The sequence below is a fragment of the Pseudomonas sp. CFBP 13727 genome, assembly GCF_014841915.1.
Classification (GTDB): domain Bacteria; phylum Pseudomonadota; class Gammaproteobacteria; order Pseudomonadales; family Pseudomonadaceae; genus Aquipseudomonas; species Aquipseudomonas baltica.
Genome location: NZ_JACYUT010000002.1, coordinates 169829 through 195839, shown reverse-complemented (window position 1 = coordinate 195839; position 26011 = coordinate 169829). Strand labels below are relative to the sequence as shown.

29 protein-coding genes are annotated in these 26011 nt (G+C 63.9%); 12 read left to right on the top strand and 17 right to left on the bottom strand.

All coding sequences use genetic code 11. The features are described from left to right. Positions 1-55: 55 nt before the first annotated feature. The 6 genes from livH (at position 56) to IFT76_RS08350 (ending at position 6311) form a co-directional block, all read left to right on the top strand. Positions 56-979, top strand: a complete 924-nt coding sequence (gene livH / locus IFT76_RS08375; RefSeq protein WP_122476443.1) for a high-affinity branched-chain amino acid ABC transporter permease LivH — start codon at positions 56-58, stop codon at positions 977-979. Next, entirely contained in the window at positions 976-2229 is a 1254-nt protein-coding gene (locus IFT76_RS08370; protein ID WP_122476445.1) for a high-affinity branched-chain amino acid ABC transporter permease LivM, read from the top strand. Before livH ends, IFT76_RS08370 begins: the two co-directional genes overlap by 4 nt. Then, entirely contained in the window at positions 2226-2993 is a 768-nt protein-coding gene (gene livG, locus IFT76_RS08365) for a high-affinity branched-chain amino acid ABC transporter ATP-binding protein LivG (RefSeq protein ID WP_049862198.1), read from the top strand. Before IFT76_RS08370 ends, livG begins: the two co-directional genes overlap by 4 nt. Continuing rightward, complete coding sequence (locus tag IFT76_RS08360; RefSeq protein ID WP_122476448.1) at positions 2994-3695, top strand: ABC transporter ATP-binding protein; 702 nt, start codon at positions 2994-2996, stop codon at positions 3693-3695. Positions 3696-3918: 223 nt separating this feature from the next. Beyond that, entirely contained in the window at positions 3919-4596 is a 678-nt protein-coding gene (locus IFT76_RS08355; protein WP_122476450.1) for a hypothetical protein, read from the top strand. Positions 4597-4700: 104 nt separating this feature from the next. Beyond that, positions 4701-6311: an NAD(P)/FAD-dependent oxidoreductase gene (locus IFT76_RS08350; protein ID WP_192052898.1), complete on the top strand. Its 1611-nt coding sequence runs from the start codon at positions 4701-4703 to the stop codon at positions 6309-6311. 106 nt (positions 6312-6417) lie between these two features. Here the strand turns inward: IFT76_RS08350 and IFT76_RS08345 are convergent, their stop codons facing one another. The 5 genes from IFT76_RS08345 to dinG all read right to left on the bottom strand — a co-directional run bounded on the left by IFT76_RS08345 (position 6418) and on the right by dinG (position 12229). Beyond that, positions 6418-6882 carry a glycine zipper 2TM domain-containing protein gene (locus IFT76_RS08345; protein ID WP_043185261.1) on the bottom strand — a complete coding sequence of 155 codons (465 nt, stop codon included), beginning with the start codon at positions 6880-6882 and terminating at the stop codon, positions 6418-6420. Between the two features lie 176 nt (positions 6883-7058). Beyond that, entirely contained in the window at positions 7059-7706 is a 648-nt protein-coding gene (gene pdxH, locus IFT76_RS08340; protein ID WP_192052896.1) for a pyridoxamine 5'-phosphate oxidase, read from the bottom strand. A gap of 16 nt (positions 7707-7722) precedes the next feature. Then, on the bottom strand, positions 7723-8703 hold the full coding sequence (locus tag IFT76_RS08335; protein ID WP_185794304.1) for an OmpA family protein: 981 nt from the start codon (positions 8701-8703) through the stop codon (positions 7723-7725). Between the two features lie 124 nt (positions 8704-8827). After that, positions 8828-9973 carry a serine hydrolase gene (locus tag IFT76_RS08330; RefSeq protein ID WP_192057875.1) on the bottom strand — a complete coding sequence of 382 codons (1146 nt, stop codon included), beginning with the start codon at positions 9971-9973 and terminating at the stop codon, positions 8828-8830. A 111-nt stretch (positions 9974-10084) separates the two neighbouring features. Further along, complete coding sequence (dinG, locus tag IFT76_RS08325; RefSeq protein ID WP_122476457.1) at positions 10085-12229, bottom strand: ATP-dependent DNA helicase DinG; 2145 nt, start codon at positions 12227-12229, stop codon at positions 10085-10087. A gap of 97 nt (positions 12230-12326) precedes the next feature. Here dinG and IFT76_RS08320 point away from each other — a divergent pair, with 97 nt between their 5' ends. Continuing rightward, complete coding sequence (locus tag IFT76_RS08320) at positions 12327-12788, top strand: DUF2269 family protein (protein WP_192052892.1); 462 nt, start codon at positions 12327-12329, stop codon at positions 12786-12788. A 10-nt stretch (positions 12789-12798) separates the two neighbouring features. On the opposite strand, the gene IFT76_RS08315 is transcribed toward IFT76_RS08320, so the two are convergent. The 4 genes from IFT76_RS08315 to IFT76_RS08300 form a co-directional block, all read right to left on the bottom strand. Next, on the bottom strand, positions 12799-13557 hold the full coding sequence (locus IFT76_RS08315) for a collagen-like protein (protein WP_192057874.1): 759 nt from the start codon (positions 13555-13557) through the stop codon (positions 12799-12801). Beyond that, on the bottom strand, positions 13550-13828 hold the full coding sequence (locus IFT76_RS08310; RefSeq protein ID WP_122476462.1) for a DUF1145 domain-containing protein: 279 nt from the start codon (positions 13826-13828) through the stop codon (positions 13550-13552). Before IFT76_RS08310 ends, IFT76_RS08315 begins: the two co-directional genes overlap by 8 nt. A 92-nt stretch (positions 13829-13920) precedes the next feature. Then, on the bottom strand, positions 13921-14649 hold the full coding sequence (locus IFT76_RS08305) for an OmpA family protein (RefSeq protein WP_122476780.1): 729 nt from the start codon (positions 14647-14649) through the stop codon (positions 13921-13923). 101 nt (positions 14650-14750) lie between these two features. Then, positions 14751-15455 (bottom strand): OmpA family protein, encoded by a 705-nt coding sequence (locus IFT76_RS08300; protein WP_122476464.1) that lies wholly within the window; start codon positions 15453-15455, stop codon positions 14751-14753. Positions 15456-15617: 162 nt separating this feature from the next. Between IFT76_RS08300 and IFT76_RS08295 the strand changes: the two genes are divergently transcribed. Together IFT76_RS08295 and IFT76_RS08290 are read left to right on the top strand one after the other, a co-directional pair. Next, positions 15618-16115, top strand: a complete 498-nt coding sequence (locus IFT76_RS08295) for a DUF6231 family protein (protein ID WP_192057873.1) — start codon at positions 15618-15620, stop codon at positions 16113-16115. Between the two features lies 1 nt (position 16116). Next, positions 16117-16593, top strand: a complete 477-nt coding sequence (locus IFT76_RS08290) for a YchJ family protein (protein ID WP_192057872.1) — start codon at positions 16117-16119, stop codon at positions 16591-16593. Here the strand turns inward: IFT76_RS08290 and IFT76_RS08285 are convergent. Then, positions 16583-17125, bottom strand: a complete 543-nt coding sequence (locus IFT76_RS08285) for a hypothetical protein (protein ID WP_192057871.1) — start codon at positions 17123-17125, stop codon at positions 16583-16585. The genes IFT76_RS08290 and IFT76_RS08285 overlap by 11 nt on opposite strands. 168 nt (positions 17126-17293) lie before the next feature. Between IFT76_RS08285 and IFT76_RS08280 the strand changes: the two genes are divergently transcribed. From IFT76_RS08280 to IFT76_RS08270, 3 genes are all read left to right on the top strand, one after another. Further along, a complete protein-coding gene (locus IFT76_RS08280) occupies positions 17294-17779 on the top strand; it encodes an LEA type 2 family protein (protein ID WP_192047639.1) in 486 nt (161 codons plus the stop codon). Positions 17780-17866: 87 nt separating this feature from the next. Next, the gene (locus IFT76_RS08275) at positions 17867-18070 is read left to right on the top strand and encodes an SEC-C metal-binding domain-containing protein (RefSeq protein ID WP_192057870.1); all 204 of its coding nucleotides are present in this window, start codon (positions 17867-17869) and stop codon (positions 18068-18070) included. Between the two features lie 184 nt (positions 18071-18254). Next, on the top strand, positions 18255-20714 hold the full coding sequence (locus tag IFT76_RS08270) for a penicillin acylase family protein (protein ID WP_192057869.1): 2460 nt from the start codon (positions 18255-18257) through the stop codon (positions 20712-20714). 60 nt (positions 20715-20774) lie between these two features. Here IFT76_RS08270 and IFT76_RS08265 read toward each other — a convergent pair whose 3' ends face one another. The 7 genes from IFT76_RS08265 to tmk form a co-directional block, all read right to left on the bottom strand. Continuing rightward, positions 20775-21326, bottom strand: a complete 552-nt coding sequence (locus tag IFT76_RS08265; RefSeq protein WP_122476477.1) for a DUF1285 domain-containing protein — start codon at positions 21324-21326, stop codon at positions 20775-20777. Between the two features lie 10 nt (positions 21327-21336). Next, on the bottom strand, positions 21337-21939 hold the full coding sequence (locus tag IFT76_RS08260) for a DUF4823 domain-containing protein (protein WP_122476479.1): 603 nt from the start codon (positions 21937-21939) through the stop codon (positions 21337-21339). A gap of 90 nt (positions 21940-22029) precedes the next feature. Then, complete coding sequence (locus tag IFT76_RS08255; RefSeq protein WP_192057868.1) at positions 22030-22677, bottom strand: TetR/AcrR family transcriptional regulator; 648 nt, start codon at positions 22675-22677, stop codon at positions 22030-22032. A 334-nt stretch (positions 22678-23011) separates the two neighbouring features. After that, the gene (locus IFT76_RS08250) at positions 23012-23803 is read right to left on the bottom strand and encodes a TatD family hydrolase (protein ID WP_192057867.1); all 792 of its coding nucleotides are present in this window, start codon (positions 23801-23803) and stop codon (positions 23012-23014) included. 13 nt (positions 23804-23816) lie between these two features. Next, complete coding sequence (locus IFT76_RS08245) at positions 23817-24173, bottom strand: PilZ domain-containing protein (protein ID WP_043185228.1); 357 nt, start codon at positions 24171-24173, stop codon at positions 23817-23819. A 226-nt stretch (positions 24174-24399) separates the two neighbouring features. After that, positions 24400-25386, bottom strand: coding sequence for a DNA polymerase III subunit delta' (locus tag IFT76_RS08240; protein ID WP_185794290.1), 987 nt, complete (start codon positions 25384-25386; stop codon positions 24400-24402). Beyond that, on the bottom strand, positions 25379-26011 hold the full coding sequence (tmk, locus tag IFT76_RS08235; RefSeq protein WP_192057866.1) for a dTMP kinase: 633 nt from the start codon (positions 26009-26011) through the stop codon (positions 25379-25381). Before tmk ends, IFT76_RS08240 begins: the two co-directional genes overlap by 8 nt.

Here is a 26011-nt window from a genome sequence, read left to right as displayed (position 1 = left end):
AGAGCGCTCGGGACATGGCCGGAGAAATGCGAACAGGTTTTTAGGAGCGCGGTAAATGCCTGAATTATTCCATTACATGCAGCAGCTGGTGAATGGCCTGACCATCGGCAGCACCTATGCATTGATCGCCATCGGCTACACGATGGTGTACGGCATCATCGGCATGATCAACTTCGCCCATGGCGAGGTGTACATGATCGGTTCGTATGTCACCTTCATCGTTCTGGCTGGCCTGGCCATGCTGGGCATCCACAGTCTTCCGGTACTGATGATCGCCGGCTTCGCCGCCGCCATTCTGGTCACCAGTGCCTATGGCTACAGCATCGAACGTGTCGCCTATCGACCGCTGCGCAACAGCAACCGGTTGATCCCGTTGATCTCGGCGATCGGCATGTCGATCTTCCTGCAGAATTCGGTACAGCTGTCCCAGGGTTCCGGCAACTTCGCCATTCCCAATCTGCTCCCCGGCAGCCTGACCTTCGGCCCCGGTGGTGCCGAGGAAGTACAGATTTCCTACATGCAGATTCTGGTATTCCTGGTCACGCTGGGCGCGATGTACGGCCTTACGCTGTTCATTTCCCGCTCACGCATGGGTCGCGCCTGCCGCGCCTGCGCCGAGGACATGAAAATGGCCAACCTGCTGGGCATCAACACCAACGCGATCATCGCCCTCACCTTCGTGATAGGCGCGGCACTGGCCGCAGTCGCGGCCGTGCTGTTGAGCATGCAATATGGCGTGATCAACCCCAGCGCCGGCTTCCTGGTCGGGCTCAAGGCCTTCACCGCGGCGGTGCTGGGCGGTATCGGCAGCATTCCAGGCGCCATGCTGGGCGGCCTGGTGCTGGGCGTAGCCGAAGCGTTCGGCGCGGATATCTTTGGTGACCAGTACAAGGACGTCGTGTCGTTCGGCCTGCTGGTCCTGGTTCTATTGTTCCGTCCGACCGGCATCCTGGGCCGTCCGGAGGTTGAGAAAGTATGAGCAAGTCTCTTAGATCCGCGCTGTTCAGCGCGGCACTGGTGTGGGCCGTGGCCTATCCGGTACTGGGCCTGAAACTGGCCTTCTCCGGCGTTACCCTGGTTGTGCAGAACGCCAGCACCGGCACCCTGCTGACCATTGCCGGCTGTTCGCTGCTGATGTTCCTGCGGGTGCTGTTCGCCGAGCGCATCGGTGGCCTGCGCCGCGATTCGAGCAGGCCGCTGATACCGGCCAAGGCCTCGAACTTCCTGACCCTGCCCAGCACTCAGCGCTGGTTCATCCTGGCCCTGGTGGTGCTGGCGTTCATCTGGCCGTTCTTCGGTTCGCGTGGCGCGGTCGACATCGCAACCCTGATCCTGATCTACGTCATGCTCGGCCTCGGCCTGAACATCGTGGTCGGCCTGGCTGGCCTGCTCGACCTGGGTTACGTGGGTTTCTATGCAGTCGGCGCCTACGGCTATGCCCTGCTCTCGCATTATTTCGGCCTGAGCTTCTGGGAGTGCCTGCCACTGGCCGGTCTGCTGGCGGCAACCTTCGGTTTCCTCCTGGGCTTCCCGGTGCTGCGCCTGCGTGGTGATTACCTGGCCATCGTGACCTTGGGCTTCGGGGAAATCATCCGGATATTCCTGCGCAACCTCACCGACATCACCGGCGGCCCGAACGGCATCAGCAACATCGAAAAGCCGACGTTCTTCGGCCTCTCGTTCGAGCGTCGCGCCGCCGAGGGCAGCCAGACCTTCTACCAGTTCTTCGGCCTGGAATACAGCCCGATCGGCAAGGTCATCTTTCTCTACCTGATCGCTCTGCTGATGGCCCTGGCGGCGCTGTTCGTCATCAACCGCTTGCTGCGCATGCCCATCGGACGAGCCTGGGAAGCGCTGCGTGAGGACGAGATTGCCTGCCGCGCGCTGGGCCTCAACCCGACCGTGATCAAGCTCTCCGCGTTCACCCTGGGCGCGGCATTCGCAGGCTTCGCAGGGAGTTTCTTCGCAGCACGGCAAGGCCTGGTCACCCCGGAATCGTTCACCTTCATCGAGTCGGCGATCATTCTTGCCATCGTTGTGCTGGGGGGCATGGGCTCGCAACTGGGGGTGATCCTCGCCGCCATCGTGATGATCCTGCTGCCTGAATTGATGCGTGAGTTCAGTGACTACCGCATGTTGATGTTCGGCGCCCTGATGGTGCTGATGATGATCTGGCGTCCGCAAGGCTTGCTTCCGATGCAGCGTCCCCACCTGGAGCTGCGCAAATGAGCCAGAACATTCTGCAAGTCACCGACCTGAGCATGCGCTTCGGCGGCCTGCTGGCGGTCAACGGCGTGGCCCTGAGCGTGAAGGAAAAGCAGGTGGTGGCCCTCATCGGCCCCAACGGCGCCGGCAAGACCACGGTGTTCAACTGCCTGACCGGCTTCTACAAGCCCAGCGGCGGGACCATCCTGCTCGATGGCCAGCCGATCCAGGGCCTGCCTGGCCATCAAATCGCGCGCAAGGGCGTGGTGCGCACTTTCCAGAACGTGCGGTTGTTCAAGGAAATGACCGCACTGGAAAACCTGCTGATCGCCCAGCATCGGCACTTGAACACCAATTTTTTCGCCGGCCTGTTCAAGACGCCCAACTTTCGCAAGAGCGAAAGGGATGCCATGGAGTACGCCGAGTACTGGCTGGAAAAGGTCAACCTCAAGGAGTTCGCCAATCGCACCGCAGGGACGCTCGCCTACGGGCAGCAGCGCCGCCTGGAGATTGCCCGCTGCATGATGACCCGGCCGCGCATGCTGATGCTCGACGAACCGGCGGCCGGTCTCAACCCGCGCGAAACCGACGACCTCAAGGCGCTGATCGGGGTGCTGCGTGAAGAGCACAACGCAACCGTGCTGCTGATCGAACACGACATGAAACTGGTCATGAGCATTTCCGACCACATCGTCGTGATCAACCAGGGCACGCCCCTGGCCGATGGTACGCCGGAGCAGATCCGCGACAATCCTGACGTCATCAAAGCCTACCTGGGGGAAGCGTAAATGCTGCAGTTCGAAAACGTTTCTACCTTCTACGGCAAGATCCAGGCGCTGCACGGGGTCAATGTGGAGGTTCGCCAGGGCGAGATCGTCACCCTGATCGGGGCCAACGGCGCGGGCAAGTCAACCCTGCTGATGACCTTGTGCGGCGCGCCGCGGGCGCACTCGGGGAGCATTCGATACATGGGCGAGGAACTGGTGGGCAAGGAGTCAGCGGAGATCATGCGCAAGAGCATTGCCGTGGTGCCCGAAGGCCGCCGGGTGTTCGCACGCCTGACTGTCGAGGAAAACCTGGCCATGGGTGGGTTCTTCACCGACAAGGGCGACTACGAGGAGCAGATGGACAAGGTCCTGGCCTTGTTCCCGCGGCTCAAGGAACGCTTCAGCCAGCGCGGGGGCACCATGTCGGGCGGTGAGCAGCAGATGCTCGCCATCGGCCGCGCGCTGATGAGCAAGCCCAAGCTGCTGTTGCTCGATGAACCCTCCCTGGGGCTGGCACCGATCATCATCCAGCAGATCTTCGACATCATCGAGCAGTTGCGCCGTGATGGGGTCACGGTGTTCCTGGTCGAACAGAACGCCAACCAGGCCCTGAAGATCGCCGACCGTGCCTACGTGCTGGAAAACGGCCGGGTGGTCATGCAAGGCAGCGGCGAAACCCTGCTCACCGACCCCAAGGTGCGCGAGGCCTACCTGGGCGGTTGAGCGGGCCGCCAGGCTTGTGCGCCCCGCTACCTGTAGGAGCGGTCCGCGGCCGCGAAGGCATCACCGCGGCTCGACTGACAGACCGCGGTAAGTCCTTCGCGGCCGCGGACCGCTCCTACGGCAGACCGTGAGGCGGAGCGGACGACGTAGTCCCGTCGTCCCTGCGAACACGCTTTTCACGGGCCCTATGCTACCGTGCTCTTCATCGTTCAGGAGACCCACGATGCACCTGCCCCGCTCCCTCGCCATGCTCGCCCTGCTGCCACTGCTCGCCAGCTGCCAGTCCATCTTCAACCGCGCTGCGGATGCCCCTTCCACTGCAGGCCTGACCCGCATGCAAGGCGCCCTGCAGGGCGACAACGGCCGGCTGTTCTTTCAGCCCTGTGGTGACCCGCGCCGCTATGCGGTAACCGACAGCAACGGCACCGGCGTATTGCAGGAGGCCTCGCAACTGGCCGGCAATCGCCCTGTGGTGTATGCCGACCTGCGCGGACGTTTCGACGCCAGCACCAACGGCAGCACCGATGGCCAACTGCGCCTGCAGCAGCTGTATCGACTCGATCGCTCGCTGGCCGCGTGCAAGGACCCGGACTTCAAACTGTCCAGCCTGAGCGCCGCTGGCGAGTCCCCGCGCTGGCAGGTCAGGGTGACCGGCCAGGGCATGATCGTGGATCGCGAAGGTCAGGCTCCCCTGGCCTTGCCCTATGTCGAGGAACAGGTCGGCGATGGCCGCTTCAACTTGTCCACCGAGGCCAACGGCCAGCGCATCGAGCTGTGGGTGGCACCGCAACGCTGCGTCGATACGCGCAATCAGGGCGTGCAGTTTCTCGCTGCCGAACTGCGCGTCAACGGCGACGTGCAGCGTGGCTGCGCGACCTTCGGCGGCGCCCGCAACCAGTAAGCTGCACCGTCCAGCGTTTTTTACCTGACGACGGGCAGCGCATCGCGTTTATAATGCCGGGTTCTGTTATGCCCCCGGGGCGCGCCCGGATTTTTGGACCTGTCATGCTACGAATCACCGAACTCAAGTTGCCCCTGGACCACTCCGACGACGCCCTGCAACCTGCCATCGTGCAGCGCCTGGGCATCGCCGACGCCGACCTGCTCGACTTCACTCTATTCAAACGCAGCTACGATGCGCGCAAGAAGAACAGCGAACTGCAGTTCATCTACACCGTCGATCTGCAAGTGCGCGACGAAGCCGCGGTGCTCGAGCGCTTCGCCGATGACCACAACGTCAACGTGGCCCCGGATGTCAGCTACAAGGTAGTCGGGCATGCGCCAGGGGACTATGCCCAGCGCCCTCTGGTCGTGGGTTTCGGCCCCTGCGGGATCTTCGCCGCCCTGCTGCTGGCGCAGATGGGCTTCAAGCCCATCGTGCTCGAGCGTGGCAAGGAGGTGCGCCAGCGCACCAAGGACACCTGGGGCCTGTGGCGCAAGAACGTGCTGAACGCCGAGTCCAACGTGCAATTCGGCGAGGGCGGTGCCGGCACCTTTTCCGATGGCAAGCTCTACAGCCAGATCAAGGACCCACAGCACCATGGGCGCAAGGTTCTGCACGAGTTCGTCAAGGCTGGAGCGCCCGAGGAAATCCTCTACGTCAGCAAGCCACACATCGGCACGTTCCGCCTGACCGGCATGGTCGAGAACATGCGCCAGCAGATCATCGCGCTGGGCGGCGAGATCCGCTTCGAGCAGAAAGTCACCGACCTGCTGGTCGATGGCGAGCGGCTGCAGGGAGTGGTTCTGGAAAGCGGCGAGCAGTTGCTCTCCAACCATGTGGTCATGGCCCTGGGACATAGCGCCCGGGATACCTTTCGCATGCTGCACGCGCGCAATGTGTTCATGGAAGCCAAGCCCTTCTCCATCGGTTTTCGCGTGGAGCACCCGCAGGGCATCATCGACCGCGCCCGGCTGGGCAAGTACGCCGGCCACCCGAAGCTGGGTGCCGCTGACTACAAACTGGTCCACCACGCCAAGAATGGCCGCTCGGTGTACAGCTTCTGCATGTGCCCCGGCGGTACCGTGGTCGCGGCCACGTCCGAACCGGGTCGCGTGGTCACCAACGGCATGAGCCAGTATTCGCGCAACGAGCGCAATGCCAACTCAGGCATCGTCGTCGGCATTACCCCGGAACAGGACTATCCCGGCGGCCCGCTGGCCGGCATCGAACTGCAGGAACAGCTCGAGTCCACGGCTTACCTGCTGGGTGGCAGCAACTATCAGGCGCCGGCGCAATTGCTGGGCGACTTCGTTGCCGGCAAGCCCTCCACAGCACTGGGCAGCGTCGAGCCTTCGTACAAACCGGGGGTCACGCTGGGCGACCTGGCACTGTCGCTGCCGGCTTTCGCCATCGAAGCGATCCGCGAGGCCCTGCCGGCATTCGAACGCCAGATCAAAGGCTTCTCGATGCATGACGCCGTGCTGACCGGCATCGAGACACGCACGTCCTCGCCCCTGCGCATCACCCGTGGTGCCGACTACCAGAGCCTGAACCTCAAGGGTCTGTTCCCGGCCGGTGAAGGTGCTGGCTATGCGGGCGGGATCCTCTCCGCCGGCGTGGACGGCGTACGTATCGCCGAAGCCGTAGCGAGGGATATTCTGGGTCTGCACTGACCCTTCGCCACTGCGTATTGGCATTGCCTGGAAAACGCATGCCGCTCACGCCTCAAGCGGGCGCAAAAAAACCGGCCTAGGCCGGTTTTTTCGTCGACGAGTTCGCTTAGTGCGAAACGCGGCTGGTGCCGTCTACCGTCATGATGCGTACACGCTCGCCGACACGGAACACTTCGTTCTCCTGTACGGCCTGAACGTAGGCACGCATGCTGCCGTCGTCCTCGCGCACGGTGATTTCCACACCCTGTGTGCGGGTGAATCCTTCTTCGGTGGCCGAGCCCAGCAGACCGCCAGCCACGGCGCCGATCACGGCAGCGACGATGCTGCCGCGACCGCCACCGACTGCACTGCCGGCAACACCACCGACCACGGCACCCGCGCCACCGCCGATCGGTGTCTTGGTGCCTTCGATCTTGACCGGACGCAGCGACTCGATGGTGCCCATGCGCACGGTTTGCACACGGCGCGCCTCGTCGCGCGAGTAGGAGTCGCCCGACAGGTTGGAGGCACATCCGCCCAGCAGCAGGGACATCGTGGTGAAGCAGGCAACTAGCAGAACTGACTTGCGCATTTTGGCAGGACTCCATGGGACATGTGTGCATTAGACGCCGCAGGCCAACGGCTGTCACGACACGGTCTATAAAAATTTACGTCAAAGGTGCGTCAAAGGGCGCAGACGCGGGCCTGGATGCTCGACAAGCCACTGAACGTCTGGACAACGGGCAGTGGCAAAAGGTCAAAGCAGGGTCACGGAGCCAGACGTTCGCGAACCCACGAACCGGCTTGCAAGCGATAGTTGAGGCGGTCGTGCAGGCGACTGGGACGCCCCTGCCAGAACTCGATTCGATCAGCCACCAGGCGATAACCGCCCCAGTGCGCGGGGCACTCGGGCTCGGCAGCGCTGAAGCGCTGCTCGGTTGCCTGCAGCAGCGCTTGCAGCTCGCTGCGATCGGCAATGACCTGGCTTTGCGGCGAGGCCCAGGCACCGAGGCGACTGCCAAGGGGACGAACCCGATAGTAGGCATCGGACTCGGCCGCGCTGACCTTGCTCACCCGCCCTTCTATTCGCACTTGTCGCTCGAGGGTAGGCCAGAAGAAGGTCATGGCCGCAAACGGCCGATCTGCCAGCTGCTGGCCCTTGGCACTGTCGTAGTTGCTGAAGAAGGTGAAACCCTGATCATCCAGGCCCTTGAGCAGCAACACGCGACAATGGGGACGACCTTCGGCATCGACGGTAGCCAGCGTCATCGCGTTGGCTTCCACCGGCGCCTGCTCGGTCTGGACTGCCTCGCCGAACCACTGGCGAAACAGCGCGAAGGGCTCGGACGGTGCCTGCGCCTCGTCCAGCCCATCACGGGTGTAACTACGGCGCATGTCGGCCAGGGCTTGCGTCATGGCAGCGATCCTTGCATCAGTGCGCCTTGGCCTGGTCGTTGCTCACGGCTTTCTTGGCGACGGCTTTCTTGGCCTCGGTTTTCTTGGCAGCTGGGGCGGCTTTCTTGGCCACGGCTGGCTTGGCTGCGGTTTTCTTCGCGGTTGCAGCCTTGGCCGGCGCCTTGGCAGCAGGTTTGGCAACCGGTGCAGGCACGGCCTTGACGTCCTGGGTGGCAAGCATTTCAGCGGCAGTGAAAGTCGGCTGGTTGTACTTGGCCAGCAGGGCCAGCATGGTGTTCTGCGGGGTCAGGAGAATTTCCACGCGACGATTGAGCGAACGACCTTCGACACTGTCGTTGGCGGCACGGGGCATGACCGAACCCATGCCACGCAGCATCAGGCGATCACGCTGCAGACCGCTGAGGCGGAAGATCGAGGCGATCGACTGCGCACGCTCCTGGCTCAGTTTCTGGTTCAGCGGCCCGGGGCCGCTGGTGTCGGCATGGCCCAGGACCAGCACGGCTGTCTTGTGATCGGCGTCGATGGCCTTGGCCACGCGGGTGATCGGGCCGAGGCTGATCGGCAGCAGCATCGAAGGCCGGTCGGGGTTGAACGAGGAGTCGACCGGTGCGGTGATCACCAGCAGGTCTTCGCGACGCTCGAGTTCGAACTTGCTGTCCTTGATGGCTTCGCGCAGCTTCGGCTCGTAGGCGTCGAGCCAGGCCTGGGTGACCTTGGGGTCGACCTTCGGCACGTCGGCAACCTTGGCCTGGGCAGGGGTGCTGCTGGCGCCGAACGGCCACCACCAACGGCTTTCGCTGTCGGACTTGGAATCGGCCTTGGCCACCTTGTCGGTGATGGCCTGCTCGACTTCCTTGTCAGCCGCCTTGCTGGCGACTGCGTCACGGCCAAATGGCCACCAGGCATGCCCGCCCTGGGCCGAGGAATCCTGGGGAGTTTGAGCACAACCGGTAGCGGCCAGGCACAAGGCAAACGCGATGGATTTATTCGGTGACATGGTGCATTCCACAAGGTGTTGGTAAATACAAACCGGTTTAACAAACCGGCCTAAATTATTGATTGATAGAGTAGAGCAGTCATAGCCCAATGGACGACCGCTGGTCGATTTGTGATCAATCGCTTCAGAGACAACTGCGCAGAACGCGCACCAGGTGCTGTGCCCGTGGGTCCATCAGTATATAGGGGCCCAGTGTGTTCACGGCAAAACCAAAGGCAACATCATGTTCCGGATCGGCGAAGCCGACCGACCCCCCTGCCCCGGGGTGACCGAAGGCGCCCGCACCCAGGCCGAAGGTGGCGTTGGCCACCTGTGGCTGGTCGAGCATGCAGCCCAGGCCGAATCGCGTGGGCGTCATGAGCGTCTTGTCCAGGCCCAGGCTGTGCTCCCGGGTAAGCTCGGCAAGCATGTCGGATTCGAGCAGGCTGCCGTCGAGCAGACCGGCGTAGAAACCAGCCAGGCTGCGGGCATTGCCATGACCGTTCGCTGCAGGCTGCTGCATACGCCGCCACTCCGGCTTGTTGGTGCTGGTCAGCACCGATGGCGGATTGGTGAAGGCGCGCGTGGCCATGGCCGCGGGTTCGCGCATGGTCACCTGCAACAGACGCTGGGCCGCTTCGTCGCCGACATTGCCCTTGCCGCGGGCAATGTGCGCAACACGGTGGAATTCCTCATCCGCCAGCCCGACGTGGAAATCCAGCCCCAGGGGTTTGGCCACCCGCGCCACGATGGATTCGCCCGGCCCGCGGTTATCGGCCCGCCGCAGCAGTTCACCGACCAGCCAGCCGTAGGTAATGGCCGCATAGCCATGCCCGGTACCTGGTTGCCACCATGGCGTTTCCGCCGCCAGCGCGGCAGTCATCCGTGGCCAGTCGTAGAGCGCCTCGGGCGGCAGCATGTCACGCAAGGCCGGCAGGCCGGCCTGATGGCAGAGCAGATGGCGCAAGGTGATCGACTGTTTGCCGGCGGCGGCGAATTCCGGCCAGTAGCGGGCCACCGGAGCGTCCAGCGCCAGCTTGCCCTCGGCCACCAACTGCAGGGCAGTCACGGCGGTGAAGGTCTTGGTGCAGGAGAACAGGTTGAGGATGGTGTCGCTGTGCCAGGCCTGGGTACCGTCCTTGTCGGCAGTACCGGCCCAGAGATCGACGACCGTCTCGCCACCCACCTGGATGCACAGCGCGGCGCCGCGCTCCTGAGGGTTGTCGAACAGTGCCGCGAACGCTTCACGCACGGCTTCGAACTGCAACTCGAAGTGACCTTGTATCTGCACCCTGACTCCCATCGACCACGCCGCGAAAAATGAAGCGCATTGTTTCAGCGATTCAGCGCTTTGTGAACCGCCCTGCCCTCGATTATCGTCGCACCGGAGCCGTGCGGGTCGTCAGGAAATCTCCCGACGGAACGGTGGCAATGCGTTGAGGATGGCCTTGCCGTAGCGCTGGGTGACCAGGCGTCGATCGAGCAGCGTGATGGTGCCGCGATCCTGCTCGGTACGCAGCAATCGCCCGCAGGCCTGGATCAGGCGCAGCGAGGCATCGGGCACGGCGATTTCCATGAACGGGTTGCCACCGCGCGCCTCGATCCATTCGGCCAGTGCCGCTTCGACCGGATCGTCAGGCACTGCGAAGGGGATCTTGGCGATGATCACATGCTCGCAATAGGCACCGGGCAAGTCGACGCCTTCGGCGAAGCTGGCGAGACCGAACAGCACGCTGGAGTCCCCGCCATCGACACGCGCCTTGTGCTTGTTCAGGGTTTCCTGCTTGGACAGGTTGCCCTGGATGAACACCTGCTTGCGCCAGTCGCGGTCCAGGCCGTCGAACACGTCCTGCATCTGTTTGCGCGAGGAAAACAGTACCAGGGTTCCACGATAGCCTTCGACCAGGTCCGGCAGGTCGCGGATGATCGCAGCGGTGTGCGCCGCCGCGTCGCGGGGGTCGGCTCGCAGGTCGGGGACGCGCAGCACCCCGGCCTGTTCATGGTGAAAGGGGCTGGGCACGATGGCGGTCACCGAGGCCTTGGGAATCCCGGCGCGCATGCGGAAACGGTCGAACTTGCCCAATGCGGTCAGGGTAGCCGATGTCACCAAGGCACCGTAGGCGACGTTCCACAGGTTGCGGCGCAGCATCTCAGCCGCCAGGATCGGGCTGGCATTGACTTCGATATCGTACAGCGCACCGCCATCGGCCAGGGTCAGCCAGCGCGCCATGGGCGGACTGTCTTCGGGGTCTTCGGCGGTGAAGGCCGTCCACAATTCCCAACTGCCCTGAGCGCGAGCCAGCAGGCTGCCGAACAGCGGGTACCATTCCTCGGCCTGATGGCTGGCAATGCCCACGTTCTTTTCGCCGTCCATGCCTTCCTTGAGCAACTCGCTCAAGCGGGTGAACAGGTCGGTCAGTTTGGAAAAGCCCTTCTTCAGCTCGATGCCCATTTCCCGCATATGCTCGGGCACCACTCCGCCGACGAAGCGATGGCGCGGACGCTCACGGCCTTCCATGTCTTCGCCGGGCTTGAAGTCCGCCAGTTGCTCGCAGGCGCTGAACATGAACTGCTGCTGGGTCTTGATCTCACGGGCCAGCTCCGGCACCTGCTCGATCAATCGCCCCAGGTCACCCGGCAGCGGGTGCTGGGCGAGCAGCTTGGTCAGGTTCTTGGCCGTGGTTTCCAGCCAGTCGGCTGTGGAGCGCAATCGGCTGTAGTGCGCGAAATGGCCGATCGCCTTGTCAGGCAGGTGATGGCCTTCGTCGAATACGTACAACGTGTCGCGCGGGTCGGGCAGCACTGCCCCGCCGCCCAACGCCAGGTCGGCCAGTACCATGTCATGGTTGGTGACGATCACATCGACCTTGCCCATGCCTTCGCGTGCCTTGTAGAAGGTGCACTGGGCAAAGTTAGGGCAATGGCGGCCGGTGCACTGGCTGTGGTCGGTGGTCAGGCGCGACCATTGCTGATCTTCCAGGGCCACCGGCCAGCTGTCGCGGTCACCGTCCCATTTGTTGCCGGCCAGTTTCTCGATCATGCTGGTGAACAGTTTCTGGCTCGCCTCGTCGACCTCGATCTTGAAACCTTCCTCTTCGAACAGCTGCGCGGTCGCGCTCTGCGCGTGTCCTTCCTGCAGCAGCACGTCGAGTTTGGACAGGCACAGGTAGCGTCCGCGGCCCTTGGCCAGCGAGAAGGTGAAGTTCAGCCCGCTGTTGCGCATCAGGTCGGGCAGATCCTTGAACACGATCTGTTCCTGCAGCGCGACCGTGGCCGTGGCAATCACCAGGCGCTTGCCGGCCGCCTTGGCCACCGGAATCGCGGCCAGGCTGTAGGCAACCGTCTTGCCGGTGCCGGTGCCCGCTTCCACCGCCACCACCGCCGGATCGCCCGTACGCCGGCCTTCGTCATCGCACGCGATGTCGCCCAATACCTTGGCGATTTCGGCGATCATCAGGCGCTGGCCATAGCGCGGCTTGAGGCTCTTGGCTTCGAGAAAACGCGTGTAGGCGCCCTGGATCGTGGTTTTGAGTTCGTTACTGATCATCGGCTGGTCATGGCGAAAGGCTGGATATATTTTCAGTGTTTCTCATCGGGTCGCTATCATACCCTGCTCGACTTCGATGTGCTGGCTGGAGATACCCATGAGCGCCGACAGCGTGTTTCAAACCCTGCATGGGCTCGCTGTGCTGATGTGGCTGGGCGGCATGCTGGCGACGTGGACGATCCTGCGCCCGGCCGGGCTGGCAGTGCCTTCGCGGGTTCAGCGCCTGCAGCGTCTGGTGGATATTTTCCCACGGCTGTTCGGCGGGGTCTGGGCCGCCGTGCTGATTCTTCCGATCAGCGGCGTCGCCCTGCTGCGCCTGCGCTTCACCGGCTTCGAGACGGCGCCACGCGACGTACAGATCATGATGGGCCTGTACGTGGTCATGGTGGCCTTGTTCCTGCGCATGCAGGGCCTGCAACTGCCCGCGCTGCGCAAGGCCGTGGCGGCCCAGGCGTGGACGGACGGCGCGATCGCCATGAAGCAGCTGCGTCGCCTGGCGGTGGGTGGCCTGCTGCTGGGCCTGGCGACCGTGGTGCTGGGTATGGCCAGGCAGTTCTGAACCAACCTGGTCAGAAGCGCTGGATGCTCAACGTGCCTTCGGTGCCCGCCTCGCCTGCTCTTCCCGGCAAGCCCTCGCGACCCGACTTGCCGCCTTCGGCGCGGTACACCACGCAGCCCTTGGATTTGCCTCCGGCGCCCGGACGTCCGGGAACACCGGCAGCGCCGCCCTGGCCGCCGTCGGTGCGCACCTGGATCGCTTCGCTGGCGAAGGTCGCCGGCAGACGCAGGCGGACATTGGCGCCAGGCGCACCAGGCAGGCCGTCGCCGCCATTGTCACCGTTGCCACCGCGCCCCGCCGAGCCCCAGGTACAACCGGGCGCCTGGCCATTGCCACCGTCCAGACCCGCATAGCCATCGGCACCCGCGCCGCCGCGCGCGTCGATGTTCACCTCCAGGGCGTCCAGCGATTGCAACTGCACGTCAAGATTACGCCCTGCGCGAGCCGCCTTCTGATGGGTACCGGGCGCGCCACGGGCGAGAATCTGGCTGCCGCTGCCGAGTTCTGCATGCTGCGCGCGCAGGCGCAACTCCTGCTCGCCCGGCACTATCGCAATGCGGGCCTCATGCCCCAGGCGCAATTGCTCGACACTGAGTTCGGTCAGGTTGGCGGGAATCAGCAAGGTGCCGTAATCCGCTACCTCCAGGCGCTGCAGCTGCAGCACGCTGGAGCTGGCCGGCAGGCGCAACAGCGAATGAGGTTCGACACTGACCGACTCGGCCAATGCCAGCGGCGCAAACAGTACTGCCAACAAACCCAGCTTACGCATGGCTAGCCTCGGTATCGGACGGTGCGGGAATGGACTGGATGTGAAAGATCCCGGCCAGCAGGATCTGGACTCGGTCAAGCCACGGATGGCTGCGCCCGCGCAGGCGCTTGTTGAAGGCGATCGCTTCGATCAGGTGCAGGAACAGCAACGTGCCGCCGGCCAGGTTGATCAGTGCATGAAACGGTTTGACCATCGGCATGAACAGGTTGAGCAGTACCACCCACCAGAACAGCAAAGTCAGACATTTACCCAGAATCAGAAATCCTTTCATGTGCCCCCCACGGCATTGGCTAGGCGCACATTAACGGCTGAGAGGTGACGGTGACCAGAGGCCGGCAGGAAAAACCTGCCGACCCACATCGATCAGTGGCTCAGATGGATTTCCACGCGACGGTTCTTGGCGCGTCCGGCGTCGGTGTCGTTGCTGTCGACAGGCTCGCTTTCACCGCGACCCTCGCTGCTCAGCTTGTCTGCCGCAACGTCTTGGCCCAGAAGGAAGGAGACGACACTGGCGGCACGTTGCTCGGACAGCTTCTGATTGAAGGCATCGCTGCCGACGCTGTCGGTATGACCGACGATCTTGACCATGGCCACCTGGGCCGTCTTCATCCGCGCTGCCAGCGATGTCAGCTCGGTGCGGGCACTTGAGGTCAGTTCGGCGCTGCCGAATTCGAACGGTACGTCGCCCGCATCGCTCAAGGTGACTACTTCGGGGATATCGGCCACTGGCGGCTCGGGCGCCTTGGTCACGGCGGGGTAGACCGGCAATGGGCAGCCGTTGTGCTTCACTGGCGTATTGGCCGGGGTATCGGGGCAACGATCGCGTCGATCGAATACGCCGTCTTCGTCCTTGTCGCCATCCTGGGCATAGCAGACCAGACCGCTCACCACCGCGCCGGCCAAGCCACCGCCAGCGGCCCACGCACCACTTTCAATGGCACCCAGCCCGCCACCGGCGAGGCCACCCAGCACGCTGCAGACAGGCCAGGTACGCGAGTTGAGTGGGGACGCCCCTTCAGGGGAGGTGGTACAGCCGCTCAGCACACCGGCGACCAGCAGAGCGGGAAGTACGGTCCGCGATAGATCTTTCAGCTTCATTCAAGGCTCCTGAGTCGCCGGCGGGCGCCGGCAACTGAGAAGTAAAGCGTGCCGCCGGTCGTTGTACAAGGGGACCGGCGGTTGGCGCTAAAGGTTCAACGCTGGATGAGAATCTCGGTACGACGGTTCATGGCGCGACCGTCGGCCGTGTTGTTGTCGGCAACCGGCTGGGCCTCGCCCACGCCCTTGACCGATACCACGCTGGCCCGCGGTACGCCGCCGCTGACCAGGTAGTCAGTCACTGCCTTGGCGCGCTGCTCGGACAACCGTTGATTGTAGGCGTCCTTGCCGACACTGTCGGTATGACCGCTGACGCTCAAGCGCGCAGTGGTCGCTTCGGTCTTCAGGCGGGTGGCGACGGTATCGAGCTGCGCCCGGTCGGCGGCGGTGAGGGTGGCCTTGTCGAATTCGAAATGCACGTTGCGGATGACGATCGTCTCCTCCTTGGGCATCGGTGCCGGCTCGGCAGCGACTGGCATCGGCGCCGGGGCAGGCGGCGGGCAACCATTGGCGTCTACCGGCGTGCCCTTGGGAGTGCCGGGGCACTTGTCGCGGCTGTCCGGTACGCCATCACCGTCTTCGTCGCCATCGCCATGCACCCAGCAATAGGCTGCGCCGACACCGGCAGCCGCCGCGCCAACACCGGCTGCCAGCGACCCGCTTTCGATGGCGCCCAACGCCGCACCGGTCACCCCGCCCACGGCCGCGCACATCGGCCAGTCGGTTTTCTGCAAGCCTGCGCAACCCGTCAACACGCTGCTGACCAATATCAAGGGTAATGCCGTCCGAACTATGCTCATCTAGTTTCTCCTCAGGGAATCGGCAGCAGGGGCCGACGTTCTGGGAGTAAAGACCGTGGTTGGCATATGCGCCAGCAATAAGCCATAGGGCGCGCCATCCAATCAATGCTGGGCCATCGGGTCGGGGCCCTATAATGTGGTGGCCACGACCGAGGAGCTTCAATGACCGACGCAGTATCTTCCCGTACCCCGCAACAGGCTCTGGCGGCCTTGCTCGAACGTCACGCGCCGCAGCGCCTGCTGCTGATAGGCGCGAGTGCATTCCCCGCCCTGGCCGCGTTCGAGGCAGCGCACCCCGAAACCCGTATATACAGAGCCGCGCCCGGGCCCCTGCCCGCAGACCTGGCCGGCCAGCGTTTCGACCTGGCGCTGGCGGTGGATTGCCTGGAGCATCTGAACAAGGCCGAAGGCACGCGTCTGCTGGCCGGCATCCGCAACCTCAATGCGAGCTGCATCGCCGTGCTCGCCGACCCGGTCGCAAGCGGCTGGAGCGACACCGACTTCTACGCCCTGGCCCTGCAGGCCAGCGAACGCTTCGCCCGCGACCAGCAGGTGCTCAAGCTGTACACCTACGATGTGCGCGAATACAAACAAGTCCCGGATTGGCTGAACGCCAAGTTCTGGGCCAACCCGGAAAACTTCGGCAAGTATTGGTGGTGATATGAGCGTTTCGATCTGTCCGTGCGCAAGTGGCAACCTGCTGCCGGCCTGTTGTGGTCGCTATCACGAGGGCCAGCCGGCACCCGATGCGCAGAGCCTGATGCGCTCGCGCTACAGTGCCTACGTGCTGGGCCTGGTGGACTATCTGGTGAACACCACCCTGCACGCCCAGCAGGCCGGTCTGGATCGCCAGGCCATTGCCCAGTGGAGTTCGCAGAGCACTTGGCTGGGCCTGGAGGTGGTGGCGGCGGAAGTCTTCGGCGGCCAGCCGGAACACGCGTTCGTGACCTTCACTGCGCGCTGGCACGACAGCACCGGCGAGCACTGCCATCGCGAGCGGTCGGCGTTCGTGCAGCACGACGGCCGCTGGTATTTCATCGACCCGACCGTCCTGCTCAAGGCCAGCCGCAACGACAGCTGCCCCTGTGCCAGTGGGCAGAAATTCAAGAAGTGTTGCGCAGGCTACATCAGCCAATGATTTTCAGATGGGAAATGTCCGGCACTTGAACGGTTTCCTCGTGCCGCAACTGGCCCATGTCGCTGCCGGCAGGCGCCAGGCTGAACTGCTGCAGGTTCAGCTGCGCCGAGCGCTGCGCGGGTCGTTCATCCTGCAGATCGGCGCCCACCTCGGCGATGGCGAAGTCCGGCGCATCCACAGCCACGAACGCTGCCATGTACGCATCACGCGGCACGACCTCGGCGCGGCGGGCCACCGCCATGGGTTTCTGGCCGAAGTCGCCTGCCGCCGCCGGCGCGGTCATGATGATCTCTTCAATGTCCTGAGCCATTTCGTCGATGCTGGCCACGGCCCCTGCGCGTGCCAGCGCCGCACGGTATTTTTCCGCCGCCTGGGCGTCGAGGTTGTTCTTGAGGACCAATCGGCGTCCGGAAAACAGCATCTCGATTCGCTGGGCGTCGGCCTGGAACAGTTTTGCCAGGTTGCTCTTGACCTGGTCCAGCGCCGCGCCGGGCACGCATTGGCCGCTGAAGACGATCTCGTAGAAACGCATGGCAACTCTCCTGGCATGGCACCGTTGCGGGCGCTGGGCGTCCGCACAGATGCCGAAAAGCCAGCACCGTAACAGTGATTATGGACCACGATGTTTCGGCGCAACAAGCACGCCCTTGTCATGCCCGTGCGCCTTGTTAGACTCAAGACAAATCCGGAGGTCCCTGCCATGTCCGCTTGCACTCTCGTTCTGCGCAGCATCGGCTTGCTTTCACTGCTGGGACTCACGGGCTGCGCCACCTGGTTCACCGGCAACTACCAGGATCCTCAGGTGCATCTGGTCAAGGTCGAAGTGGTCAAGGCCAACATGCTGCAACAGCGCCTGATCCTGCGTTTTCGCATCGACAACCCCAACGGCCGCAGCCTGCCGGTGCGCGGCATGAGCTACAGCGTGCGCCTGGAAGACATGCTGCTGACCGAAGGCGACGCCAGCGACTGGTTCAGCGTGGCCGCCAACAGTGGCGAATACTACGAGCTGCCGGTGCGCACCAATCTCTGGCAACACGCGCGCGAGCTGTCACGCCTGCTCAAGCACCCCGAGCGAGGGATCCGCTACGAGTTGCGCGGCGAATTGCGCACCGGGGTGCTGTTCGGCCACGACGTGGTGCTCAACCACACCGGGGTAATCGACGCGCGCGGCTTGTCCGGTCGCTGAGATGTCACAAAGATTTTTCCCGCAGCGCTGCTATTCCGAACCCAGGGTGAGATAATTCCGGCCAATTTCAACTGCGGAGTATTCTCGATGTCCCAGCAACCCCACGTGCACGGCCCTGACTGCAACCATGACCACGATCACGCTCATGAGCACGACCACGGTCACGTGCATGGCCCGCACTGCAACCACGCCCCACAGGAACCGGTGCGCAATGCACTCAAAGATGTAGGCCGCAACGATCCCTGCCCCTGCGGCAGCGACAAGAAATTCAAGAAGTGCCACGGCGCCTGAGCCGAAACGATGCCCGAGGGTGCTGCGTGCTGGCAGCCCCTCCCTTGACCCCAATCCCACCGCTGTGCGCTGTGTCCGCGAGCGGCTTGGGCACGAAGAAAATATCCCCCGCCTGACGCTTGCGCGTCGCCCCCGCCCTCTCTAACGTAGCGCCTTTTACGCCAGCCCCCGCAGGAGCTTCGCCATGGCCTCGCCCGCCCGTTTCTTCTTCACGCCCACGTTTGGCTGCGCCGCCGTGGTCACCGGCATGCTCACCCTGACCGGCTGCCAACAATGGCTGGGCGGCTCCGCCGAGCAAAACCTGCCGCCAAGCGTGGGTGTACAGCCGCTCAAGGGCCTGGCGCAGAATGTCTCGGTCAGACGTAACGGGCTGGGCATGCCGCTGATCGAAAGCAATACCTTCCACGATGCTCTGTTTGCCCAAGGCTACGTGGCCGCCAGCGACCGCATCACCCAGATGATCCGTCTGCGGCTGCTGGCCCAGGGACGCCTGGCCGAACTGGACGGCGTCGAAGCGCTGGACGGCGACCGCCTGCTGCGCAGGATCAACCTCAAGAAGAACGCCGACCAGTTGTATGCCGCGGCCTCACCCCGATTGAAGCGTTTCTTCGATGTCTATGCACGGGGCGTCAACGCCTACCTGTTTCGCTACCGCGGCAAGCTGCCCGCGCAATTGGCAGGCTACACCCCCGAATACTGGAAGGCCGAAGACTCGGCGCTGATGTTCGCGTTGTGGTCGTTCAGCCAATCGCTCAACCTGCAGGAAGAGTTGGGTTCGCTGGTACTGGCGCAGAAAGTGGGCACCGACAGACTGGCCTGGCTGCTGCCGGTCTATCCGGATGAGAGCCTGCCTTTCACCGAGGCCGACAAGCTCAAGGGCGTGTCGCTGGGCAACTCGCTGACCAGCCTGGCGGGCCTGGCCACGATGAATCGCGAACTCGAGCGGCTTGGCGCGCCAAGCTCCAGCAACTGGGCCATCGCCCCGCAACGCACGCGGGCCGGAAAAAGCCTGTTCGCCAACGATATTCATGTGGCAACCAGCATTCCGTCGGCGTGGAGCTTCGTGCAGCTGCGCGCGCCGCGCTTTCAGGCGGCAGGTGTCGCCCTGGCCGGTATGCCGGGCGTGCTGGCCGGCTTCAATGGTCAAGTCGCCTGGGGCATGGCGGCAGTGATGGGCGACAATCAGGATCTTTTTCTGGAGAAGGTCCGCAGCGAAGGCGGCCGCGTGCTGTATCAGTCCAACGGCAAGTGGCAGCCGGCCCGCGTGCGTCAGGAGACCTACCTGGCCAAGGGGCAGCGTCCGCTGCGCGAGGCGGTCTACGAAACCGGTCACGGCCCGCTGCTCAACGACGTCAGCGGCATGCCGGCAAGCGGCGGCTACGGCTTGGCCCTGCAACTGCCGGACTTGACCGACGACAAGAGCCTGGATGCGCTGTTCGATCTGTCGCGCGCCAGCAATGTCGAGAAGGCTTCGGATGCCAGCCGGCAGATACGCGCGGTGGCGACCAATCTGCTGTTTGCCGATGCCAGCAGCATTGGCTGGCAGGTCACCGGCCGCTTTCCCAACCGTCTCGAAGGCAAAGGCATGCTGCCCTCGCCCGGCTGGGACGGTCGACATGACTGGGATGGCCTCGCCGACCCCATGCTTCACCCCTACGACCAGGACCCGCCGCAGGGTTGGCTGGGTACCGCCAACCAGCGCATCGTCCCGCCCGGCTATGGCATCCAGCTGTCCAACGCCTGGTACTACCCGGAGCGCAGCGAGCGCCTGGCCGAGCTGGCCGGTGCCGGCAAGCACGACACACGCAGCATGATTGCCATGCAGTCCGATCAGATCACCCCCTTCGCCGCCAAACTGAAAAAGATGTTTCTTGCGCCCGGCATGGCACAACCGCTGAAAAGTGCCATCGATGCGCTGCCCGAGGGCGAGCGGACCAAGGCCCGCGAAGCCTACACTCGCCTCATGGCCTTCGATGGCCGCCTTGCCGCGCAATCCGCCGATGCCGCGCTGTACGAGCTGTTTCTGCAGCAAAGCGCGCAGCGGACCTTCCTCGACGAGCTGGGCCCGCTCGACAGCGCCAGCTGGAAGGCCTTCGTGGCCCAGGGCATGTCTTCCTACTCGGCCCAGGCCGATCATCTGCTGGGGCGTGACGACAGCCCGTTCTGGGACGATCTGAGCACCGCGCAGAAGGAAGACAAGCCGGCCATCCTGGCGCGCAGCCTGGCCGCCGCAGTCAGCGCCGGCGAGGCGCAGCTGGGCAGTGATCGAAGCACTTGGCAATGGGGGCGTCTGCATCGCACCACCTGGACCGACACGGGCGGGCCCGATGCCGGCGCACCCGTGCTACGCGGCCCGGTTGCCACCGGTGGCGATCACACCACCTTGAACGCTGCGCCCTACCGCTGGGGCGACAGCTTCGACACCGCGTCGATACCGGCGCTGCGCATCGTCGTCGACTTCGCCCAGGCCGAGCCGATGATCGGCCTTAGCAGCAGCGGGCAGTCGGGTAATCCGGCCAGTGCCAACTACACCGACGGCATCGACGCGTGGCTCAAGGGTCAATACGTCAGCTTCCCGATGCAGCCGCAGCATTTCGACAAGGCCTACGGGACCAAGCGACTGACGTTGACGCCGCAGAAATGACCGTGTGAATTCGCCGCTGAAAACGCAAGAGAGCCCCCGTTACTCGAAACGGGGGCTTGATCACTGCGCTGGATCCTGCCCTATCGGGAAGAACACCCCGCCACTCCACACCCCCAGCCAACCGTCACGCACCACGGCCAGCTCGACCAGCCGATAGAACACGTTGCGGTGAATGCGTGCTTCCAGGTTGTTGCGCACCAGCACATAGGGTGAAGGCTCCTGGGTACAGGGGTCGATGTCGACCCGCAGCGGGTGCTGCGCGTCGGCGTCGACGCAGTCCTCGACATTGCTGGTGAAGCGCAGCGACTGCTGCTCGCCTTCCCCCGACACCTGCATGTCGATGGCCACGAACGGCGCGTCATCGACGACGATGCCGACTTTTTCCACCGGCGTCACCAATACGTACTCGTCGCCATCGCGGCGCAGGATCCCGGCGAACAACTTGACCATCGCCGGTCGGCCGATCGGCGTGCCCTGATAGAACCAGGCACCGTCGCGGGCGATGCGCATGTCGATGTGCCCGCAGAAATCGGGATTCCACAGGTGCACGGGCGGCAAGCCCTTCTTGGCAGTGGGAATGTGCGCCAGCAAATCGTCGGCCTTGCCCGTCATGCTCGTCTCCTCAGCGGCTTACGCCCAACAAGCTGCGAGCGTAGTCCTCAAGGGGTGGGCCAAGCAAATCTTCCGGTTTGTTGTCGCGCATCGTCAACAGCCCGCCACGGCTGCGGATGGTCGCGGTGTCGATGAGATAGCGGGTGCTGGTTTCGATGAGCATGATCTGAATCACGCTGCTGTCGACGCCGAGCCGGTCCAGAGCTTCCTGGTCGGCCCATTCGTCAGCATTGCCGATGCGGTCGTCGGCGCGTGCAAAACGGGTGTAGAGCAGGTAATGCGCGCCGGCATTGCGCGCCTCGCCCAAGGCCTGTTCCAGGCCCAGCGGTGCCGGGGCGCGGCGTACCAGGGGAAAGTACTCGACGAACGCTTCGAACGCCTGTTCAGCCACAACGTTGGGCCGCGGGTAGGCGCCGCCGGGAGGCACGAACGCGCCCTGACCAATATAGATGAACGAGTCAGGCTGCACGCGCAAGTTGTTGAACCGGCGAGTTTCACTGTGATTCAACACACCCGCATCGCTCAGGTGATAGCGAGCGCCTTCGCCCAGATCACTGACCTTCATGCAACCGCCCAACGCCAACAGCGCCAGCAGCACGACCAGGTTACGCATGCATCCTCCAGAGCCGGCGACAAGATCCCGGCGATCAGCCACATGATGCAGCTTCTGCGCCAGTTTGCAGGGCTCGGGATGGCTCGGGGGTCAGGCTTCTTTGGGGCCGGGTATTTCCGGATCGCGTTTGCGCTTGTTGCCCATGCGCACGCCGATGTCCATGAGGAACTGGAAAAAGCCTTCCTGATCTTCCAGTACGTTGCTCCAGAACGGCGAGTGGTACAGCGCCACCGCGCCATGTACCAGCGCCCAGGCAGCGCAATAGTGGAAGTACGGCGGAACGTCTTCCAGCTTGCCCTCGCTGATTCGCCCCTCGATGAGGAACGTCAGGCGTTCGAAATTCGACGCGCGGATCGTGTGCAGCTGCTCGACGAGCTCGGGCACCTGGTTGCCTTTGACCACCTTCTCTTCAAGCCGGTCGAACAGCCGATAGCGCTGCGGATCGCGCATGCGGAACTCGAAGTAGGCGCGGGACAGGGCTTCCTTGTCTCGATCGATGTCGGCCGAATGCAGCAGAGCGTTCAGGTCGCGCTCGTAGTCGAGCATCAGGCGCAGGTAGATCTCGGCCTTGGACTTGAAGTGTTTGTAGATGGTGCCTTTGCCGATACCCACGGTGTCGGCAATCAGCTCGACTGTAACGCTGTCTTCGCCTTGCTCGAGAAACAGCGCCAGTGCGGTGTCGAGGATTTCCTGCTCGCGGCGGCGAAATTCACGGACCTTACGAGGTTCTTTTTGCATAGGAAGGACTGGATCGAAAGCGGAGGCAGTCATTATGCCTGTATGAGGTCAAAATGCACGGATCATCCCAAATCTCTGGCTTTATGGCGCATATGCCACGCACCCCTGCAATCTGTACTGAGCAGCGGCGGGCGTATTCCAAATACGTTTAAGAAAACCCTGCAAGGCACTGGCGCCCCTGACCCATTCGACAATACTTGAACTGTCGTCGCGCCATACTCCCCCAAGTGATGCGGCGGCAAGGCGTCGATGGACCACGCGCCTGTTGTGACTCCTAATGGTCTTGACCCGGGATTCTCCCCCCAGAGCCCGGGTTTTTTTTGCCCGCGCAGGCTCAAGCCTGGCGACGAACACGCGCCAGGGGGAACAGCCGGCAGAAATTGTCGGTGGTGCGCTCGGCCAGGCTGTCGAATGTCTCGCCGCGGACCGTGGCGATGCACTGTGCCACTTCGCGGACGTACTGCGGCAGATTGGACTTGCCACGGTAGGGAATGGGTGCCAGATAGGGCGAGTCGGTTTCGACCAGCAAGCGATCGGCCGGCACCTGCCGCGCAACTTCACGCAGGGCATCGGCATTGCGGAAGGTCACGATGCCCGACAGCGAAATGTAGAACCCCAGGTCGAGGGCGGCCTTGGCCATCGCCCAGTCTTCGGTGAAGCAATGCAGCACGCCGGCCTGGGGCAATTGCGCCTCGCGCAACAAATCCAGGGTATCGGCGCGCGCGCCGCGGGTATGCACGATCACCGGCTTACCGGTCAGATTGGCCGCCTGCAGGTGCAGTCGAAACGACTCCTGCTGCAGCTGCGCTGCCTCGGGTTCGTAGTGGTAGTCCAGGCCGGTTTCACCGATCGCCACCACGCATGGCGCGTCGAGCTCGGCCATCAGCCAGTCCAGCGCGGGCGGCTTGCCGGGAGCGAGGTCGAGGGGATGAATGCCGACCGAGCAATCGACGTCGTCGTAGCGGCCGGCCAGGGCCTTGACCGTGGCGGCGTTCTCGGCGCTGACGCCGATGCACAGGAAATGCCCTACACCGCAGGTACGCGCGGCCTCCAAGGCGGTGTCCAGGCAGCCGTCGTGTTCGGCAAGGTCGAGGCGGTCGAGGTGACAGTGGGAATCTACGAGCATGGGGGTATGGGGACTACATCGTGTGAGTGGGACGGTCGGACTTCAGGGCGCCGGCCAGATAGGTTTCGATCTTGTTGCGCGCAGTATTGTCGCCGTCGTTGAACTGCACGCCCACGCCCGCAGCGCGGTTACCCTGGGCGCCCTTGGGGGTGATCCAGGCGACGCGACCGGCCACGGGAATCTTCTCCGGCTCATCCATCAGGTTGAGCAGCATGAACAGCTCATCGCCCAGCTTGTAGCTCTTGCTGGTCGGAATGAACAAGCCGCCGTTTTTGATGAACGGCATGTAAGCCGCGTACAGGACGGCTTTGTCCTTGATGGTCAGGGACAGAATACCGTTGCGCGGTCCGGGACTGACGGGTTGATTCATTCGTGCTCCGTTACTGATAGTGAATTTTCGCAGCAGTCAAACCGCGTCCGCCGCATCCGGCGTCACCGCGTCGCACCGACCCAACCACGTCCGCCGTCGACGCGGCTTGCGCCGCTGCTACAACCGGCGCATCCCTGTAGCAGCGGCGCGAGCCGCGTCCGGTATCACCACGGTACATCAGACAAACCGCAACCAACATCGGCAGCGTTCGATCACAATGCACCCATCACGTCTGCCCCGGCAAGGCCATCCAGGACACCAGCAGCGCCTCGATGAGCAATACCCGGTTCAGGTTGGCCTTGGCCAGCACTTTCTGGCGCTGCATCAACACCCAATCCTGAATGGCCAGCACCTTGCTCTGGGTACTCTTGTCAGCCAGATATTGCAGCACCTTGCGCATGTCGCTCAAGCCCAGCCCCTGCTCGTCCGTCGTCAGGCGATAGCGCAGCAACAGGTTCGACCACTCACAGAACCAGTCGAACAGCAGCAGCAATGGCACCGCGCTCCAGGCTTCGGCCAACTGGCTGGGCGTCTGCTGCCCTTTCAGCAGCTTCTTCACCCCTTCGACCACCAGCGCCCGCTGCTCGACGATACCGGCAGCCTGCAACCTCACCGCTGCCAGCGGCGAGCCTGCGGCCAATGCGAGCAGATCGGTGCGCGCAGCCCCGTCCACTTCCGGCAGCGCCGTGGCCAGCCACTGCAGGCTGACGGCCTGAGTAGGCAACGGGCACGCCTGCTGCACGCAACGGCTCTTGACCGTAGGCAGCAGTCGACTGGGCTGATGGCTGACCAACAGCAAGACGGTATTGCCCGAAGGCTCCTCGAGACTTTTCAACAATGCGTTGGCCGCATTGACGTTCATCGCTTCGGCAGGCTCGATCAGCACGACCTTGCGCCCGCCCATTTGCGCGGTCTGCACCACGAAGGCGACCAACTCGCGCACCTGGTCGACCTTGATCGCCTTGTCCGCTTCCTCAGGTTCGAGGATGAAATTGTCCGGATGGCTGCCGGCCTGCAGCAACAGACACGACTTGCAGGCCCCACAGGCGTGCTGCGCGGCCGGACGCTGGCACAGCAACAGTGCCATCAGGCGCTCGGCCAGGGCACGCTTGCCGATGCCCTGCGGCCCGTGCAGCAGGTAGGCGTGAGCATGCTGAGTGCGCCCGGCCAGCTTCTGCCAGAGGTCATCCTGCCAGGGGTAGGCGTCAGCCACGCGGCAAACCTCGCAGCTCGGGCAGCAACGCATCCAGCGCCTGCTGGACCTGCGCCAGGCTCTGCCCGGCATCGACCACCCGATAGCGCGCAGGCGCTGCAGCGGCGCGCGCCAGGTAGGCGCCACGCACGGCCTCGAAGAACGCCCGGCCTTCCTGTTCGAAACGATCGAGGCGACCCCGCGCGCTGGCCCGCGCCAAGCCGACTTCCACGGGCAGGTCGAACACCAGCGTCAGGTCCGGGCGCAACGTGCCCTGGACGAAGGTTTCGAGCTGGGCGATGCGTTCCTGGGACAACCCACGGCCGCCGCCCTGATAGGCGTAGGTGGCATCGGTGAACCGATCGCACAACACCACCGCGCCACGCGCCAGCGCCGGGCGAATCACCTGGGCCAGGTGTTGCGCGCGCGCGGCGAACATCAGCAGCAGTTCGGTATCCACGCACATGGTTTCATCGCTGGGTGCCAGCAGCAGTTCGCGGATACGTTCGGCCAGGGGCGTGCCGCCCGGCTCGCGGGTCAGCACCACGTCCAGTCCGCTGGCGCGCAGACGCTCGGCCAGGTACTCGCGATTGGTACTCTTGCCCGCGCCTTCCGGCCCTTCCAGAGTGATGAATAAACCGGTCAC

Bases quoted from the DNA above. Each gene is read 5' to 3' on its own strand.
- livH (WP_122476443.1), top strand. From the start codon at position 56: ATGCCTGAATTATTCCATTACATGCAGCAGCTGGTGAATGGCCTGACC.
- IFT76_RS08370 (WP_122476445.1), top strand. From the start codon at position 976: ATGAGCAAGTCTCTTAGATCCGCGCTGTTCAGCGCGGCACTGGTGTGG.
- livG (WP_049862198.1), top strand. From the start codon at position 2,226: ATGAGCCAGAACATTCTGCAAGTCACCGACCTGAGCATGCGCTTCGGC.
- IFT76_RS08360 (WP_122476448.1), top strand. From the start codon at position 2,994: ATGCTGCAGTTCGAAAACGTTTCTACCTTCTACGGCAAGATCCAGGCG.
- IFT76_RS08355 (WP_122476450.1), top strand. From the start codon at position 3,919: ATGCACCTGCCCCGCTCCCTCGCCATGCTCGCCCTGCTGCCACTGCTC.
- IFT76_RS08350 (WP_192052898.1), top strand. From the start codon at position 4,701: ATGCTACGAATCACCGAACTCAAGTTGCCCCTGGACCACTCCGACGAC.
- IFT76_RS08345 (WP_043185261.1), bottom strand. From the start codon at position 6,882: ATGCGCAAGTCAGTTCTGCTAGTTGCCTGCTTCACCACGATGTCCCTG.
- pdxH (WP_192052896.1), bottom strand. From the start codon at position 7,706: ATGACGCAAGCCCTGGCCGACATGCGCCGTAGTTACACCCGTGATGGG.
- IFT76_RS08335 (WP_185794304.1), bottom strand. From the start codon at position 8,703: ATGTCACCGAATAAATCCATCGCGTTTGCCTTGTGCCTGGCCGCTACC.
- dinG (WP_122476457.1), bottom strand. From the start codon at position 12,229: ATGATCAGTAACGAACTCAAAACCACGATCCAGGGCGCCTACACGCGT.
- IFT76_RS08320 (WP_192052892.1), top strand. From the start codon at position 12,327: ATGAGCGCCGACAGCGTGTTTCAAACCCTGCATGGGCTCGCTGTGCTG.
- IFT76_RS08315 (WP_192057874.1), bottom strand. From the start codon at position 13,557: ATGCGTAAGCTGGGTTTGTTGGCAGTACTGTTTGCGCCGCTGGCATTG.
- IFT76_RS08310 (WP_122476462.1), bottom strand. From the start codon at position 13,828: ATGAAAGGATTTCTGATTCTGGGTAAATGTCTGACTTTGCTGTTCTGG.
- IFT76_RS08300 (WP_122476464.1), bottom strand. From the start codon at position 15,455: ATGAGCATAGTTCGGACGGCATTACCCTTGATATTGGTCAGCAGCGTG.
- IFT76_RS08295 (WP_192057873.1), top strand. From the start codon at position 15,618: ATGACCGACGCAGTATCTTCCCGTACCCCGCAACAGGCTCTGGCGGCC.
- IFT76_RS08290 (WP_192057872.1), top strand. From the start codon at position 16,117: ATGAGCGTTTCGATCTGTCCGTGCGCAAGTGGCAACCTGCTGCCGGCC.
- IFT76_RS08285 (WP_192057871.1), bottom strand. From the start codon at position 17,125: ATGCGTTTCTACGAGATCGTCTTCAGCGGCCAATGCGTGCCCGGCGCG.
- IFT76_RS08280 (WP_192047639.1), top strand. From the start codon at position 17,294: ATGTCCGCTTGCACTCTCGTTCTGCGCAGCATCGGCTTGCTTTCACTG.
- IFT76_RS08275 (WP_192057870.1), top strand. From the start codon at position 17,867: ATGTCCCAGCAACCCCACGTGCACGGCCCTGACTGCAACCATGACCAC.
- IFT76_RS08270 (WP_192057869.1), top strand. From the start codon at position 18,255: ATGGCCTCGCCCGCCCGTTTCTTCTTCACGCCCACGTTTGGCTGCGCC.
- IFT76_RS08265 (WP_122476477.1), bottom strand. From the start codon at position 21,326: ATGACGGGCAAGGCCGACGATTTGCTGGCGCACATTCCCACTGCCAAG.
- IFT76_RS08260 (WP_122476479.1), bottom strand. From the start codon at position 21,939: ATGCGTAACCTGGTCGTGCTGCTGGCGCTGTTGGCGTTGGGCGGTTGC.
- IFT76_RS08255 (WP_192057868.1), bottom strand. From the start codon at position 22,677: ATGCAAAAAGAACCTCGTAAGGTCCGTGAATTTCGCCGCCGCGAGCAG.
- IFT76_RS08250 (WP_192057867.1), bottom strand. From the start codon at position 23,803: ATGCTCGTAGATTCCCACTGTCACCTCGACCGCCTCGACCTTGCCGAA.
- IFT76_RS08245 (WP_043185228.1), bottom strand. From the start codon at position 24,173: ATGAATCAACCCGTCAGTCCCGGACCGCGCAACGGTATTCTGTCCCTG.